The 15855-nt window shown below is 55.8% G+C and carries 19 protein-coding genes; 5 read left to right on the forward strand and 14 right to left on the reverse strand.

Annotated features, from left to right (window positions below):
- Positions 1 to 20: 20 nt before the first annotated feature.
- Both Q0746_RS06580 and Q0746_RS06585 read left to right on the forward strand, forming a co-directional pair.
- On the forward strand, positions 21 to 1619 hold the full coding sequence (locus Q0746_RS06580) for a phosphoenolpyruvate carboxykinase (protein ID WP_298258484.1): 1599 nt from the start codon (positions 21 to 23) through the stop codon (positions 1617 to 1619).
- Positions 1616 to 2185, forward strand: coding sequence for a DUF3859 domain-containing protein (locus Q0746_RS06585; protein ID WP_298258486.1), 570 nt, complete (start codon positions 1616 to 1618; stop codon positions 2183 to 2185). Before Q0746_RS06580 ends, Q0746_RS06585 begins: the two co-directional genes overlap by 4 nt.
- Here Q0746_RS06585 and Q0746_RS06590 read toward each other — a convergent pair.
- A complete protein-coding gene (locus tag Q0746_RS06590) occupies positions 2182 to 2928 on the reverse strand; it encodes a sulfite exporter TauE/SafE family protein (RefSeq protein ID WP_298258488.1) in 747 nt (248 codons plus the stop codon). The two genes, Q0746_RS06585 and Q0746_RS06590, sit on opposite strands and share 4 nt — an antisense overlap.
- Before the next feature lie 169 nt (positions 2929 to 3097).
- On the opposite strand from Q0746_RS06590, the gene Q0746_RS06595 reads away from it, so the two are divergent.
- Positions 3098 to 4789, forward strand: coding sequence for an acyl-CoA dehydrogenase family protein (locus Q0746_RS06595; RefSeq protein ID WP_298258490.1), 1692 nt, complete (start codon positions 3098 to 3100; stop codon positions 4787 to 4789).
- 47 nt (positions 4790 to 4836) lie between these two features.
- The gene (locus Q0746_RS06600; RefSeq protein ID WP_298258492.1) at positions 4837 to 5223 is read left to right on the forward strand and encodes an META domain-containing protein; all 387 of its coding nucleotides are present in this window, start codon (positions 4837 to 4839) and stop codon (positions 5221 to 5223) included.
- On the opposite strand, the gene recO is transcribed toward Q0746_RS06600, so the two are convergent.
- From recO to folK, 13 genes are all read right to left on the reverse strand, one after another.
- A complete protein-coding gene (gene recO, locus Q0746_RS06605) occupies positions 5207 to 5941 on the reverse strand; it encodes a DNA repair protein RecO (RefSeq protein WP_298258494.1) in 735 nt (244 codons plus the stop codon). The two genes, Q0746_RS06600 and recO, sit on opposite strands and share 17 nt — an antisense overlap.
- A gap of 13 nt (positions 5942 to 5954) precedes the next feature.
- Positions 5955 to 6287, reverse strand: coding sequence for a DUF1491 family protein (locus tag Q0746_RS06610; protein WP_298258496.1), 333 nt, complete (start codon positions 6285 to 6287; stop codon positions 5955 to 5957).
- On the reverse strand, positions 6280 to 7194 hold the full coding sequence (gene era / locus Q0746_RS06615) for a GTPase Era (protein ID WP_298258498.1): 915 nt from the start codon (positions 7192 to 7194) through the stop codon (positions 6280 to 6282). The genes Q0746_RS06610 and era overlap by 8 nt, the downstream gene beginning before the upstream one ends.
- Positions 7191 to 7871: a ribonuclease III gene (gene rnc / locus Q0746_RS06620; protein WP_298259692.1), complete on the reverse strand. Its 681-nt coding sequence runs from the start codon at positions 7869 to 7871 to the stop codon at positions 7191 to 7193. The genes era and rnc overlap by 4 nt, the downstream gene beginning before the upstream one ends.
- Positions 7868 to 8380 carry a signal peptidase I gene (lepB, locus tag Q0746_RS06625; protein ID WP_298258500.1) on the reverse strand — a complete coding sequence of 171 codons (513 nt, stop codon included), beginning with the start codon at positions 8378 to 8380 and terminating at the stop codon, positions 7868 to 7870. The genes rnc and lepB (Q0746_RS06625) overlap by 4 nt, the downstream gene beginning before the upstream one ends.
- A gap of 234 nt (positions 8381 to 8614) precedes the next feature.
- Positions 8615 to 9406, reverse strand: a complete 792-nt coding sequence (lepB, locus tag Q0746_RS06630) for a signal peptidase I (RefSeq protein WP_298258502.1) — start codon at positions 9404 to 9406, stop codon at positions 8615 to 8617.
- A 55-nt stretch (positions 9407 to 9461) separates the two neighbouring features.
- Positions 9462 to 9875, reverse strand: a complete 414-nt coding sequence (gene acpS / locus Q0746_RS06635; protein WP_298258504.1) for a holo-ACP synthase — start codon at positions 9873 to 9875, stop codon at positions 9462 to 9464.
- Positions 9872 to 10495: a LysE family translocator gene (locus Q0746_RS06640; RefSeq protein ID WP_298258506.1), complete on the reverse strand. Its 624-nt coding sequence runs from the start codon at positions 10493 to 10495 to the stop codon at positions 9872 to 9874. The genes acpS and Q0746_RS06640 overlap by 4 nt, the downstream gene beginning before the upstream one ends.
- Positions 10492 to 11235, reverse strand: coding sequence for a pyridoxine 5'-phosphate synthase (locus tag Q0746_RS06645; protein WP_298258508.1), 744 nt, complete (start codon positions 11233 to 11235; stop codon positions 10492 to 10494). The genes Q0746_RS06640 and Q0746_RS06645 overlap by 4 nt, the downstream gene beginning before the upstream one ends.
- Before the next feature lie 67 nt (positions 11236 to 11302).
- On the reverse strand, positions 11303 to 11950 hold the full coding sequence (locus tag Q0746_RS06650; protein WP_298258510.1) for a DUF2062 domain-containing protein: 648 nt from the start codon (positions 11948 to 11950) through the stop codon (positions 11303 to 11305).
- Positions 11951 to 11994: 44 nt separating this feature from the next.
- The gene (locus Q0746_RS06655) at positions 11995 to 14118 is read right to left on the reverse strand and encodes a bifunctional (p)ppGpp synthetase/guanosine-3',5'-bis(diphosphate) 3'-pyrophosphohydrolase (protein WP_298258512.1); all 2124 of its coding nucleotides are present in this window, start codon (positions 14116 to 14118) and stop codon (positions 11995 to 11997) included.
- 31 nt (positions 14119 to 14149) lie between these two features.
- Positions 14150 to 14503, reverse strand: coding sequence for a DNA-directed RNA polymerase subunit omega (gene rpoZ, locus Q0746_RS06660; protein ID WP_298258514.1), 354 nt, complete (start codon positions 14501 to 14503; stop codon positions 14150 to 14152).
- Positions 14504 to 14591: 88 nt separating this feature from the next.
- On the reverse strand, positions 14592 to 15182 hold the full coding sequence (folK, locus tag Q0746_RS06665; RefSeq protein WP_298258516.1) for a 2-amino-4-hydroxy-6-hydroxymethyldihydropteridine diphosphokinase: 591 nt from the start codon (positions 15180 to 15182) through the stop codon (positions 14592 to 14594).
- A 93-nt stretch (positions 15183 to 15275) separates the two neighbouring features.
- On the opposite strand from folK, the gene Q0746_RS06670 reads away from it, so the two are divergent.
- Positions 15276 to 15854 (forward strand): NYN domain-containing protein, encoded by a 579-nt coding sequence (locus Q0746_RS06670; protein WP_298258518.1) that lies wholly within the window; start codon positions 15276 to 15278, stop codon positions 15852 to 15854.
- The last annotated feature ends 1 nt before the right edge of the window (position 15855 follow it).

A 15855-nucleotide genomic window follows, 5' to 3' on the forward strand; every position in this document is an offset into this window, starting at 1 on the left:
CGCGCAACAGGAGCAAGCCCATGAGTTTAGGACGCGTAAATCCAGCACACACGTTGGACACACAAGGTATCACCGGCCTTGGGGGCGTCTACTATAACTATCTGGAGCCATCTCTGGTCGAAGAGGCCTTGAAGCGGGACGAAGGTACATTGGGAAAAGGTGGCTCTTTCCTTGTCACAACCGGCAAGCACACGGGGCGCTCGCCAAAGGACAAATTTGTCGTCCGCACCCCATCTGTAGAAGATACAATCTGGTGGGAAAACAACGCCCCCATGGAGGCCGACGCCTTTGATGTTCTGCACGCGGATATGCTCGCGCATATGAAAGGTGGCGACTACTTTGTGCAGGATTTGTTTGGCGGGGCTGACCCAGAGCACCGCCTTGATGTCCGCGTCGTCACAGAGCTGGCGTGGCACGGTTTGTTCATTCGCCATCTGTTGCGCCGCCCAGAAGCGCAAGAGTTGGAAACCTTTGTTCCAGAGTTCACGATCATCAATTGCCCAAGCTTTCAGGCAGATCCGTCGCGCCACGGGTGCCGGTCGGAAACTGTCATCGCGATGAACTTTGACAAGAAGCTTATCTTGATCGGTGGCACGGCCTATGCGGGCGAAAACAAGAAGTCGGTCTTCTCGTTGCTGAACTACTTGCTTCCAGAGAAAAACATCATGCCGATGCACTGCTCAGCCAACCACGCGCATGGCAATCCCGATGATGCGGCTGTGTTCTTTGGATTGTCCGGCACCGGCAAAACGACGCTATCCGCGGACCCGTCTCGCACTTTGATCGGCGACGACGAGCACGGTTGGTCAGATCGTGGAATCTTCAACTTTGAAGGTGGCTGCTACGCCAAGACCATTTCGCTCTCTGCAGAGGCAGAGCCGGAAATCTACGCGACCACTGAAAAATTTGGCACCGTCATCGAAAACATGGTGTTCGACAAAGACACCAAAGAGCTGGACTTTGAGGATGACAGCCTGACCGCCAACATGCGTTGCGCCTACCCGTTGCCTTATATCTCAAACGCATCGGACACGGCCCTTGGGGGGAACCCGAAGAACATCATCATGCTGACATGTGATGCCTTTGGTGTGTTGCCTCCGATCTCGCGGCTGACGCCGGCGCAGGCCATGTACCACTTCCTGTCAGGCTTCACATCGAAGGTCGCAGGCACCGAGCGCGGCGTGACCGAGCCGGAGCCTACGTTCTCCACCTGCTTTGGCGCCCCCTTCATGCCGCGTCGCCCTGAGGTTTACGGCAACCTGCTTCGCGAAAAGATCGCGACACATGGCGCGTCATGCTGGTTGGTAAACACCGGCTGGACTGGTGGCGCATATGGCACCGGTTCACGCATGCCTATTCGCGCTACGCGGGCGTTGTTGACGGCGGCCTTGAACGGGTCTCTCAACGCGGGCGAATTCCGCAAGGATCCAAATTTCGGCTTCGAGGTTCCGGTAGCCTGTGGCGGCGTGGCCGATGTGCTGCTTGATCCGCGCCGCACTTGGGAAAACCCAGAAAGCTACGACAAGCAAGCCGCAAAGCTGGTGGAAATGTTCGCAGAGAACTTTGGCCAATATCTTCCGTTCATCGATACCGACGTGAAAGACGCCGCAATCGGATGATCAACGTCTCTGTGAGGGCCATCATCACCGCTGGCCTTATCAGCTTTGGCACCATCGCGCAGGCGCAGCACCTAGATAGTGTTGCGCCTAAGGCCTTCTTTGATGAGGAAAAGATCAAAGACATCAGCTACGGGCTGGTCTGCCCCTCGGGCAAAACGGTCAAGTTGCCAGCCCCAGACACACATTTGGGTTTCATCACGCAACGCGACAAATCACAACGTATCGAACACACCACCCAAATCGTCCCACTGTCCAAGGGCATTGGTTTTGGCGTGGATGTGAAACTGCCATGGGGCGCAAAACTGCGCGACGTGGAGATCGCCGTGATCCACCCCCCATACCCCGGAACCGATGTAACACAAGAGCATTGGAACACAGAGCTGAAGCCGCGCGGCTCCAATCTCAACTTCTTCTTGTTCGAGTTCCCCCATGAGATGATTGCAGGGGACTGGACGCTACAAGCAAGCCATCAAGGTCGCATCATCTATTCAGTGACCTTTAAAGCCGTGGACCCATCGCGCGTTCACAACCTGTCTGGGCTGTGTTCCGGCAAACTACTGTCCTAGCCCAATAGCGCGCGCCGAATAAGGTTTAACCCCGCGATCAACAACACGCATGACGTCAGATTGCGGAAGGTGTTTTGGTCAATGCGGCCCTGCACCTGAAACCCGAGCCACATGCCAGCAACCGCTGGAAGCACCAAAAGCGCCGAGAACGGGAGCGTCTCCTTGCTCAAAACGCCAGACTGAAGATGCGCCGCCATCAGCAGCACGGCGCCCAACCCAAACACAATTCCCTGAACGCGCAACTGTTCTTGCTTGGGGGTGTTGATCGCGTTCAGGTACAAAACCGTTGGGGGCCCCCAAATGCCCGACATCCCGCCGGAAAATCCCGCAATTGTACCTACAACCACATCCGTTTTTGGGCTGCGCTTCGTCGTATTGGGACGCCAGCCAGTCAGCTGCAACCCAGAGAACGCAGCGACCGACACGCCGATGGCCAAATACAGGTAATGCACGGGGATCACGCTGACCAACTGGGCGCTAAGAACCAAGAATGCGCCGCCAACGACCAAGAACAGCTTGAAGTGCACTAAAGAAGCCCAAGCTGCCCGCCCCCCCTGACGCAACGCCTGCAATCCGTTGGTGATCAACGTCGGGACAATCAACCCAGCCAGCGCCAATTCAGGCGACAGAAAATTGCTGAGGCCAGAAATGAAAATCATCGGCATCGCAAATCCGATAACCCCCTTCACAAAGCCCGATAGCAAGCCCACCAGCAAGGCCAAAGCCAATAAATCGAGTGTCATGAGGGATGTGAAACTCTCCATGTGCCATTGCTAGCCCTTCCTCAGCCCCTACGCAGCAAGAAAAGCAGTGCGACACTTTTGTTCACAGCAACCCGCAGTTTCGCATTAAAGTTGCGCTGCACCTGCAAAGTGATTATTCCAAAGGGATGCTCTATAAAGGATTCGAGACATGGCTCATGATGGACAGGATATGACCCTTGCAACGCCCGGTGATGCGGTTCTGCCGGATCTTTTGACCCTGACTGCAGCGACCCTAACGCCGCTGGAGGAGTTGCTGGCCAAGGCCAAGGAAACGCTGCGTGGCAAACTCACCGACAACGGGCGCATTTCTGGTGCATTACTTGAGGAAAACCAAACCGCAGCCCATGGTTTGGCTTGGTTGGCGACCTATGTTCAATCCCTGACCCAGATGCAAAAATGGGCGGAAAACCTGACAGCCGCAGGCAAGTTCACCGAGGTTGAACAGCTTATCCATCAGATCGCATTCGGCGAATATCTCTGGCAGCTTTATGGTGGCATCCCGATGTCGCAGGGCGAAATTCTGCGCATGCAAGATATCGGCCTGAGCCAAGAGGATCAGCGCGGCATGATGGTCCCCGCAGTCATGACGCTGACACAGGGTGGCAACACCCAAGCCGCGCGCACGCGTCTCGTTGAACTGATGCAAGAACGCTCTGCCGAGATTATCACCGGTGCCTCCGGCCTTGATGACGAGCTGGAAATGATCCGCGAGCAATTCCGCCGTTTCTCCATCGATAAGGTTGAGCCATACGCCCACGACTGGCATCTCAACGACGAGTTGATCCCGATGGAAATCATCGAAGAATTGGCTGAAATGGGCGTCTTCGGCCTGACCATTCCCGAAGAATTTGGCGGCTTTGGTTTGTCCAAGGCATCAATGGTCGTTGTGTCCGAAGAGCTGTCACGCGGCTATATCGGTGTCGGAAGCCTTGGCACACGTTCCGAAATTGCTGCCGAGTTGATCCTTTGTGGCGGGACGGACGAGCAAAAGCAAAAATGGTTGCCCAAACTGGCCTCTGCCGAGACCTTGCCGACGGCGGTGTTTACCGAACCGAACACCGGATCCGATCTGGGGTCTTTGCGTACACGGGCGGTTAAAACCGGTGACGACTATAAAGTCACCGGAAACAAGACATGGATCACCCATGCCGCGCGCACCCATTTTATGACCCTACTGGCGCGCACCGATCCGGAAACGACCAACTACAAAGGTCTGTCGATGTTCATCGCCGAGAAAACCCCAGGCACGGACGACGCTCCTTTCCCCACCCAAGGCATGAGCGGTGGCGAAATCGAGGTTCTCGGCTACCGCGGGATGAAGGAATATGAATTGGCCTTCGACAACTTCCACGTCAAAGGTGAAAACCTGTTGGGTGGCAATGAGGGTCAGGGTTTCAAACAGTTGATGCAAACCTTCGAAAGCGCGCGCATCCAGACCGCCGCCCGTGCCATTGGCGTGGCACAATCGGCCATCGATGTGGCCATGCAATACGCCGAAGAGCGAAAGCAATTCGGGAAATCCTTGATCAATTTCCCTCGCGTATCGGGGAAAATTGCCATGATGGCAGTGGAGACCATGGTTGCGCGCCAACTCACGTATTTTTCGGCCAATGAGAAAGACAATGACCGGCGGTGTGACTTAGAGGCTGGCATGGCCAAGTTGCTTGGCGCCCGCGTGGCATGGGCCAGTGCGGACAACGCCTTGCAAATTCATGGCGGCAATGGTTTCGCCTTGGAATACAAGATCAGCCGTATTCTGTGTGACGCACGTATCCTCAATATCTTTGAGGGGGCCGCTGAAATTCAAGCCCAAGTTATCGCACGGCGCCTGCTTGATTAAGTAAAGGTGACTAAACATTCGGGGTGCGACCTGTTAGGGTCCACCCCATGAAACTCTACCCTCTTATCGCCTTGGCAATGCTGGCCGCATGCAAGGATGAAACCATTTCGGGCTATTCCACCGAAGGGGCCAGCTGGGCCCTGCAGTCCATCGACGGCGTCCCCTTTAAGGCCAACGCCACGATCTCTTTTCCCGAAACCGGAAAAATTGCTGGCGAGGCCCCTTGCAATAGTTACTTCGGCGCGCAGACCGTGCCCTATCCGTGGTTCAACGCTGAAAAGATCGGCAGCACGAGGCGGGCCTGCGCAGACCTCAAATCCGAGACGCAGTTTTTCGAAGCCCTGAGCGATATGACCCTGTCTGAAAGCGTCGGAGACACCCTGATCCTGTCGAATGACAAAGGCCGCGAAATGCTGTTCAAGGTCGTGAACTAGCGCCCCCAAGAACGTCAACCAAACGCGCCCTTGCAGGTGGCAGTGGTTTGTTCCCCAATTGCGGGGCCATCCAAGTGGTCAAAAAATGTCCGGTCGTTGCCAAAGCATCCGGCACCCCGTCCAATGTACCATCGCCCACTCCGCGCAGACATGCAGGCAATGCAAGCAAACGCGACGCCCATTCCCCCGCCCCCTGACGCGACACCGCGCGGCCGGTACGGGGGGAAACATAGATCAGCTCCTGCATTGATCCAGTCACAGCACAGGATGATAAATCCAGCCCAAACCCCATGTCCTCAAGCAACGCCAACTCCCATTGAACATAGGCTAAGGGCCACGCGTCGCTCACACCAAGCAGGTCAAACACCAGCAAGCTTCGCTCGTAGAGGTCGGGATGCGGGTCACGCTCGGCCAACGCGAATTGCAACAAGCCGCAAAGTGCATTCAGCCCAGCCAGCGCCTTGCGGTCCCCCATGACTGCGGCGGCCCGAGATTTAATCGGCTCGACGGTATAGGCCCCCAAATGCCCCTCAAGACGGGCGCGCCACGAGACATCCAGCTGGGCTCCAGGTTGTAGGATCGGAGACAGCTTGCGACCTGCCCCGCCGCGCACGACACCTGCATGGCGGCCATAGTCGGGGGTAAAGACATCAATGATGGCCGCGTTCTCGCCATGGCGGCGCGCCGATAGCAAAACCCCTTGGCTGCGCCAGTCCATCATTCGCCCCTTGTTAACTTAACCCGTCTTGATCCAGTAGATGTCGCCCAGCTTTGTCTTCAACTTCGATCACCCAAAGGTCGGCATCAAAATTGCGTTGCTTGGCAATCGCTTCATCGACCTCGTGCTCTGCACCCTCCCGTAACACAACCCAAGCCCGCTCGCCGCTCATCAGATCAAACGAGCGCTGATAGACCACCGCTTGCCCGTCCAGCGTATTCACCTTCACCATAACCACGCCAGCCGTTGCATCGCCCTTGGCCGTCACGAACACCGGAATATCCGCCAGCCGCAAACGGGTCAGATAGGCTGAAACCCAGAAGTCTGTGGTCAGACGGTTAGTCATTGCCGTCTTTGAAGTTCAGCCCCATTTCAGAGTACCGTTCGCTGTCTTCCAGCCAACCCGGACGAACTTTGACCTGCAAAAACAGGTGAACCTTGCGCCCCAAGAACTCGACGAGTTCTTCGCGGGCAGCCTTACCAACGGCTTTGATCGTCTCACCTTTGTTGCCCAAAACGATCCCTTTGTGCCCGTCGCGGACAACGTAGATCAGTTGCTCAATGCGGGCGGAGCCATCGTCTTTCTCTTCCCATTTTTCGGTCTCGACGGTCATCTGATACGGCAGCTCTTGATGCAAACGCAGCGTCAGTTTTTCTCGGGTGATCTCAGCCGCAATGTTGCGCATTGGGGCATCTGCCAGCTGGTCTTCCGGATACAGCCAAGGGCCTTCTGGCACTTCGCCTGCAAGCCAGCCGCGCAATGCATCAGTGCCATGACCTTTTTCAGCAGAGATCATAAAGGTCTCTTGAAACGCAAAACGTTCGTTCAACTCTTTGGTCAATCCCAGCAAAGCATCCGTTTTCACGCGGTCGATTTTATTGATCGCCAAAATCACCGGCGCGCCGTCTGTACGCTCCGCCAAGCCATCCAGAATGGCGCTTACACCCTCAGTCACCCCGCGATGCGCCTCGACAAGCAGCACCACAATGTCCGCGTCAGACGCACCTGACCAAGCGGCCGCGACCATGGCGCGATCCAAACGGCGGCGCGGGCGAAACAAACCAGGCGTATCAACGAACACCAGCTGCGCCTGACCTTCCATCGCGACACCCCGAATTCGGGCGCGGGTGGTTTGCACCTTATGGGTCACGATCGACACTTTCGCGCCAACCATACGGTTCAGCAGGGTGGATTTACCTGCGTTCGGCTCCCCAATCAGCGCGATGAACCCCGCGCGGGTTGCTTCAGTCATTTGTCTAGCCTTTCCAAAAGCGCCTTGGCCGCAGCCTGTTCCGCTTGCCTCTTGGCCCCTGCCTTCGCTTGCGCCTGCTCTCCAGAGGTCAGCGTCACCGCGATGGTGAATTCCGGCGCGTGGTCGGGGCCTTCGCGCTTGATAATTTCGTAGCTCGGGGCCTGTTCGCCACGAGCTTGTACAAATTCCTGTAGGGCGGTTTTCGGGTCGCGGGCGTCGTCTTCGACCTCGTGCACGCGCGCCCCCCAAAGCCGCAAAATCAGATCGCGGGCTTTAGCGAAACCTCCGTCGCGGTAAACAGCAGCGATTAACGCCTCCATGCCGTCACCCAGCAGCGCCTCTTTGCGGCGCCCCCCCGAGACCATTTCCGATTTGCCCAATTTCAGCACGGCGCCCAGCTCTATGTCGCGCGCAACCGCCGCGCAGGTTTCTTTGCGCACCAAAGCATTGTAGCGCGGGGCCAACACACCCTCGGTCGCACCCGTGTCAGCGTCGAGCAAAGCCTCAGCCATCACCAAACCAAGAACACGGTCTCCCAAAAATTCCAACCGCTGGTTGTCAGGCCGTGTCGCGGATGAGATCGAGCCATGCGTCAAAGCACGCACTAGAAGTTCTGGTTCAGTGAACCTGTATCCAATGCGGTCGCAAAATTTCGAAAGCTCACCCGACAGTTTCATCGCAACCACGTCCAACTCCGCTCTTGAACACCTGCAAAATTAAACATCACAAGTTCGGCGCGCCCAATCACGTTGTTGACCGGAACAAATCCTACGCCACCCGCGACCTGTGGATAGCGACTATCAATAGAATTGTCGCGGTTGTCGCCAAGGAGGAAAATATGCCCCTCAGGTACGCTAAAAATGTCCGTACTATCAGAACGCGCCACGTCCGAGATGTTTAACACATCATAGGACACACCATTCTCCAATGTTTCAGAGAACCGTTGTTTTACACAATCCTCGCCCAAAGCAACATTACCATTTCCGCAGGCTGGGTACCCCCCCGTCACATTAGGGACAAAGGGCTCAACAAAGTCTTCTACCTGTGTTTGATCCAGTGCAACGCCATTTATTATCACCTCTCCATCAACCATCTGGACCTCATCGCCAGAAAGCCCGATCACGCGGGATACATAATGGACATCGTTGACTGGATGTTTAAACACCACGACATCGCCTCGTGACAAGCTGTCTCCGATTACCCCGAGTTCTTCGGAACATCCCCCGAAAAAGCACCTTAGTTGCGGGAACCCATAGATCGCTCGATTGGCAATCATGTAATCACCGCTGCGCAAAGATGGTTGCATAGACCCCGATGGAATCCAAAACGGCCTAAAACACAAAACGAGTGCAGCAACACAGATTCCGATTGGCCCGAAAAGGTACAACAACCAGCGATATTGGGGTTCCAACATTTAGATCTACTCAATCGCTTTGAAGAAGCGATCGCTGCGCCAAGTCCAGAAATACAGCATGCGTGATCCCGCAGATGAGAACACGACGCGATCGGCACGCCCCAACAGATTGGCGAACGGCACCATGCCAACCCCGTCACCAGCCTGCGTAAAGCGGCTGTCGATAGAGTTATCGCGGTTGTCACCCATGAAGAAGAAATGGCCCTCGGGCACATTAAAGACAGGGGTGTTATCTCCACCCAAGCCATTGCGAATGTTCAAAATTCTATGCTCCACGCCGCCTTCCAGCGTCTCAATGAAGCGTTCTTTTTCGCAGTCGCCGCCAAGGCCGACCGCGCCATTACTACATGCAGGGAAACTACCGACGGAGCCCTGCGCTTCATAGGTTTCCACGAATGGCTCTACCGGCACTTGCTTTTGCGCTTTGCCGTTCAAAAACAGCACACCATTCTTCACCTGCACTTTGTCGCCCGGCAGGCCCACAAGGCGTTTGATGTAGTCCTGCCCGCTTACAGGGTGGCGAAACACGACGACATCACCGCGTTCCGGCTCGCTGCCAAACAGGCGGTCTGGGATCGGGCAAACGCCAAAGGGACAGCTGTATTTTGAGTAGCCATAGGCCATCTTGTTAACGAACAAGAAGTCCCCAACGAGCAGTGTATCTTTCATCGACCCCGACGGAATCCAAAACGGCTGGAAGAACAGAGTGCGAAATACGGCGGCAATTGCCAAAGCGTAAACCACCGTCTTTACGGTTTCCATGATGCCTTCGGGCTCTTTGTCACTGCTGGGTGCCATCAATATTCTCTTATTTTAAAGGTTGTTTGCTACATGCGACTGCAAGGGGTTGGAGTCAAGTCACAGCGGGGTCAATTGGACGCGCCTCGATGACGACAAACGCCTGCGCCCAAGGGTGGTCATCGGTCAAAGTGACATGAATTATCGCCTCATGGCCCGCAGGTGTCATGTCGCTCAAACGCTCTGCGGCCCAGCCCGAGACTTCCATCACCGGCTGCCCCGTGCGCAAGTTGCTCACGGCCATGTCCTTCCACGCAATCCCCATGCGAAGCCCTGTCCCCAACGCCTTGGAGCACGCTTCCTTTGCGGCCCAGCGCTTGGCATATGTCCCCGCCACATCCTTACGGTTCTCGGCCTTGCGCTGTTCCAGATCAGTGAATACCCGATTTCGGAATCGATCCCCGAAACGATCCAATGTGCCTTGGATGCGTTCGATATTCGCCAAGTCCGTGCCGATGCCCAGTATCATGAAAGCCTCGCAGTCAATATTTTCAGACCCGCCAGCCCGAACATCACCCCAAAGCTGATTTCAAACCAACGGCGCAGTTTTTGGTATCCTCGGATAAAGGCACCTGTAGAGAACAAAAATGCATACCCGAAGAACACGGCATTCGATACGGCAAACAAGGCTGTGAAGGTTTCCCAAACCGCACGCGGGTCTGATCCTGGCGGTACCGCAATCGCGAAAATCGCGCCCCACCCAAACACCGCTTTCGGGTTTGTGAGGTGAAGCAGCAGCCCTTTTAGAAACACAGACCGCAGCCCACCGCGCTTAGCTTGCACATCCGTCAGTGGTTTGCTCGACATGCCCGAGCGCAAGGCCTTGAACCCCAAATACATCAAATAGGCTGCCCCCACATAGCGTAAAATCTCCACCAGCCACGCGTTCGCAAGCATCAAAGCGCTCATCCCTAAGGCGGCGGCAACGCCCCAAGAGGCCGACCCGCAAACGATGCCAGCCGCAACCGCCAATCCCGCTGTCCGGCCCCGCTCCATCGAGGTGCCCGCAATCGCCAAAGTCGCAGGCCCGGGGGACGCGCCGCCAACCGCCCATGCCAGCAAAAGCAACCCGAACTCTATACCGGTCACGCCCGCGCCTCGTCCATCAAGCGGCGCATCTCTTGGATCGCGGGGACCAGCCCCGTGAAAATGGCCTCTCCGATGATGAAATGTCCTATGTTGAGCTCTACGATTTCCGGCAGTGCGGCGACGGGCTGTACACTATCAAAGGTGAACCCGTGGCCCGCATGAACCTCCAACCCGAGTGAATGGGCCAATGCTGCCATGTCGCGCAGCTTGGCGAATTCGGCGTCGCGTAGGTCCAAGTGGCCTTCCGCGTGGGCGTCGCAATAGCTGCCTGCATGCAGCTCGATGATATCCGCGCCAATGCGGGCGGCGGCGCGCACCTGACGTTCATCCGCACCGATAAACAGCGACACGCGCGTGCCGGCGTCTTTGAAGGGAGCGATATATTCAGCCAAGCGATTGTCGTCTGTTGCCACGTCCAACCCGCCCTCGGTTGTCCGTTCTTCGCGCCGCTCGGGGACAAGGCACACTGCATGCGGGTTTGTTGCCAGAGCAATCGCCTGCATCTCGTCTGTTGCGGCCATCTCGAAGTTCAGGGGCACCGAAATGGCCTCCTTGATCGCGGCCATATCGGCGTCGCGAACATGGCGCCGATCCTCCCGCAGATGCGCCGTTATCCCATCTGCGCCCGCCTCTTGCGCGAGCAGTGCCGCACGAACAGGATCAGGGTTGTCTCCGCCGCGGGCATTTCGAACCGTTGCAACATGGTCGATATTGACGCCAAGGCGTAGCTTGTTGGTCATCTGATGGATCCTTTAGGTAGCTGGTTGCTTAGGATCATAGGAGAACGCGCGGCAACCTCAACAACGCTTATTGCGCGCTCTTATCCTCGGCCTTTTTGGCGGCCTTGCGTGCGCGGATTTCTTCCAACTTGGCTTTGATCCGCCCCTTACGGCGGTTTTGATAGGCCGCAATCAGCGGCGCACTGATGTAGTAAATCACAGTCGCCGTAATGACACCGGGGATGAGCCCGCCGATCATATAGGGAAAGAACACCTCGTCGTAGAACCCAGACAGGCGATCCCATTGCGCGACATCGTCGGTAAACATAGCAAAAAAGTTGTCTTTGAGATCACGCCAAGCCCCTGCAAAGCGGCGACCAATGTTCATATGCGGCTCAAACTCGGTCCCCAGCAAGAAGTGACCTGTTTTTAGCGAAATGACCCCAATCGGCAAATAGGTCAACGGGTTGCCAAAAAACGTTGCCATAAGCGCCGCGAGCATGTTGCCCCGCATCACCTTCGCCCCAAAAGCGGCGATAAAGAAGTGAAAGCCATAAAACGGAGTGAACGTCGTAAACACGCCAGCGAAAATGCCGCGCGCGATCCGGCGCGGGTCATCCGGCAGACGACGAACACGGTGTTTGACATAGTCAAACGCCCGCCCCCATCCCCCTTGGGGCCACAGCAGGTGTAGCGCCCAAAGCGCCCAGCTTTTTGGTGTCCTGCGTTTGAACACGTTTTGTTATTCACCTCTCTGCTCCGACATGCGGAGCCTGTCTTTTAGGGCTTGCGGTTCAAATCCATGTGCCGCTCCAGCGCCGCGACATCACTGTCGGCCTCCATCGCGGTCATAACTCCGTGTAAGTGTTCTGCATCGCGCACATCTACGTCCACCAGCAGTTGAAAGTAGTCCGGTTTGCGGTCGATGAAATGCATATCTGAGATATTCGCGTTCTGCTCGCCGATCAATGTGCAAATGCGCCCCAACACACCAAAGCTGTTCACAATGGTCAAAGCCAGTGTAACTGTGTTGCTCGCGGCGTGACGGCCTGCATGCCAGTGAATGTCCAGCCAGCGATCCGGCTGCTCTTCAAACTCGACCAAGGCATCGCAGGCAATGGCGTGAACAAACACCCCTTGACCTTTGTACTTGATACCTACGATGCGTTCACCTGGCACAGCCTGACAGCAGGCGGCGCGCTTCACTTGAACGCCTTCGGGCAAGCCGACAACAGGGCGCTTGGCGTCGACCGTCTCCATGCCAGAGTTTTCCGCCAACTCTGGGTACAAAGCCATGACAACTTCGCGTGCTGACAGTTCTGTCGAGCCGACATATTCCAACAATTGAGACGCGTCGGTGAGGCTGAGCTCCTTGGCGGCGGTTTCCAAGGCCTTGTCTGAGGACTTCTTGCCAATATGCTCGAACGCCACTCGCGTCAGTTCGCGGCCCAACTTGATGTAGCGATCTCGGTGCTCTTCGCGCAGCGACTTGCGGATTGCCGATTTTGCCCGCCCCGTCACGGCAATATCGATCCATGTAGGCTGCGGTTTTTGCCCCTCAGCGGTGATAATCTCTACGGATTGCCCGTTCCGCAAGCGCGTCCACAAAGGGACACGTAGCCCATCCACCTTGGCGCCGACGCAGCTGTGCCCGATCCGCGTGTGGATCGAATAGGCATAGTCCAACGGGGTCGCACCGCGCGGCAGCTTGATCACATCCCCCTTGGGGGTGAAGCAAAACACCTGATCAGAATACATTTCAAGCTTCACATGCTCGAGGAAGTCGTCGTGGTCCTCTGCCTGCTCGAACCGTTCGGTCATGGTGGAAATCCATGTGGCCGGATCAACAGCAAACGGGTTTTCGACACGCTCACCGTCGCGGTAGGCCCAGTGAGCTGCAACGCCTGCTTCGGCGACGTCATGCATCTGGCGGGTTCGGATTTGGATTTCCACCCGCTTGCCGTCTCGCCCGGAAACCGTCGCATGGATCGACCGGTAACCATTGGTTTTCGGTTGGCTAATGTAGTCTTTGAAGCGCCCTGGAACAGCGCTCCAACGGCGATGCATCACCCCCAAGGCGCGGTAACAGTCATCTTCGGAGTTGGTAATAATCCGAAATCCATAGATATCCGACAGCTTGGAGAAGCTCTGCTTCTTCTCCTCCATCTTGCGCCAGATGGAAAACGGCTTCTTGGCTCGCCCGTAAACTTCGCCAACAATGTCGGCATTGGCCAGCTCGGTGCGGATGTCCTCGGTGATTTTGGGGACAACGTTTCCGGTTTCTTTTTGCAACGTAATGAACCGGCGAATGATCGATGCGCGCGCTTCGGGGTTCAAAACCCGAAAGGCCAAATCTTCCAGCTCTTCGCGCATCCAATGCATCCCCATGCGGCCAGCCAAAGGGGCGTAGATATCCATTGTTTCGCGGGATTTCTGGACCTGTTTCTCGGGGCGCATATGCTTGATCGTGCGCATATTGTGAAGCCGGTCCGCCAGTTTCACCAAAATGACGCGCAGGTCCTTCGACATCGCCATAAACAGCTTGCGGAAGTTTTCGGCCTGCTTTGTTTCGGTGGAGCTTAGCTCAAGATTGGTCAGCTTGGTAACACCGTTCACCAACTCGGCAATTTCGGAACCAAAGCGGCGCTCCACTTCTGCGAATGTGGAACCGGTGTCCTCAATTGTGTCGTGCAAAAGTGCCGTCACAAGGGTCGCGTCGTCTAGGTGTTGCTCAGTAAGCAGGGCGGCGACTTCGACTGGGTGGGTAAAGTAGGGCTCGCCCGAATGCCGCGTTTGCCCTTCGTGCATCTGGGCACCATAGGCATAGGCGTCCCGCAACAAGGCTTCATTCGTTTTGGGATTGTAGGCGCGGACCAATGCGATCAGGTCGCTGTCAGAAATCATCCGTGTGGTCCGTCGCCATTCTTGAAGGCCTTTACTTTGGCCCTTGTGCTTCCATCAAAGCGCGCAGCAGCTTTTCCTCAGACATATCGTCTTCGGCAGGCTTGTCCTGCTCGACACCCATAAGAAGCGCCATCGCGTCTTCTTCCGGCTCATCAACTTCAATCTGGGTTTGGTTGCTTTCGATCATGCGCTCACGCAGTTCGTCGGCAGTCTGGGTCTCATCCGCAATCTCACGCAGGGAAACGACAGGGTTTTTGTCGTTGTCGCGGTCCACAGTGATGGCCCCACCAGAAGCAATCTCACGGGCGCGATGGGACGCCAACATAACCAGCTCAAAGCGGTTAGGAACTTTGTCTACGCAATCTTCAACCGTCACGCGGGCCATGGGGGACTCCAGTCATTCACAGGGGATGTCAGACCGCACAATTAGGACCGATAAAGCCTGAATACAACCTTAAAACCTGCCAAAATCGTCACTCCAGAGGGCAAACATCGCGTTTTTCTGCTTCAGAGAGAGCCGAAAGCAAGATTGGTAGCCCCTTTCCGGTCATTGGATGCACCCAATCCGGCGCTACCTCTGCCAAAGGAATCAACACAAAGGCGCGATCTTGAAGTCTGGGGTGTGGCAGTAAAAGCTGGTCCGGCGCCACTGTCTTTTGGCGTTCAAGGGGCAGGTCCATCCACTGCTTCAAAGTGGCTTCATCTGGAAGAATTTTCCCAGCAAAATCCAGTAAATCAAGGTCCAAAGTCCGCGACGCCCATCGAGTTGTCCGCTGTCGTTCAAACTCTGCTTCGATGGCATGTAGATGCGTCAAAAGCGCCGATGCAGACAGACTCGTCTGCACTGTGATCACACCGTTCACATAGTCTGGGCCACTTCCCTTTGGGAAGGCCGGACTGCGAAAAAAACGGCTTTGTGCCAGCAACTTAACCGAATCATTAGAAATGGCATCTATTGCTTTAGAGAGCGTCACGAACGGGGTGCCAAAGCTTGACGTTGCGTTACTTCCTAAGGCAACATGGGCTATTATCAGCTCTTTGTGACCCACCGTGGGTTGCGGCATAAGCTTTTTTCCTTATGTTTATTGAAGCGCGTTTGCCTACGCCCTTCACTCGGGGACTATTAATTGGGCTGAGCGTTTATGGAAGGACATTTAATGTTTTATAAAGACGAACGGTTGGCACTGTTTATAGACGGGTCGAATCTATACGCCGCTGCCAAGTCTTTGGGGTTCGACATTGACTACAAACTCCTGAGACACGAATTCATGCGCCGTGGAAAGATGCTTCGTGCATTTTACTACACAGCATTACTTGAAAATGATGACTATTCCCCAATACGGCCACTTGTCGACTGGCTGCATTACAACGGGTTCACAATGGTCACCAAACCCGCCAAGGAATACACCGACCGCGAAGGCCGGCGTAAGGTCAAAGGCAACATGGATATCGAACTTACCGTCGATGCCATGGAGTTGGCGCCTCATGTGGATCACATCGTGATCTTCTCTGGCGACGGCGACTTCCGCCCCTTGGTCGAAGCGGTACAACGCAAAGGGGTGCGTGTATCGGTAGTCTCTACGATCCGCTCCAACCCGCCGATGATCTCTGATGAATTACGCCGTCAGGCTGATAACTTCATCGAATTGGACGAGTTGCGTGATGTGATCGGTCGCCCGCCTCGCGAAGGTGATATGAGTTTCACCCGAGAGCGGGAACACGAAACAACTGAATAAT

The organism is uncultured Litoreibacter sp., from assembly GCF_947487515.1.
GTDB lineage: Bacteria > Pseudomonadota > Alphaproteobacteria > Rhodobacterales > Rhodobacteraceae > Litoreibacter.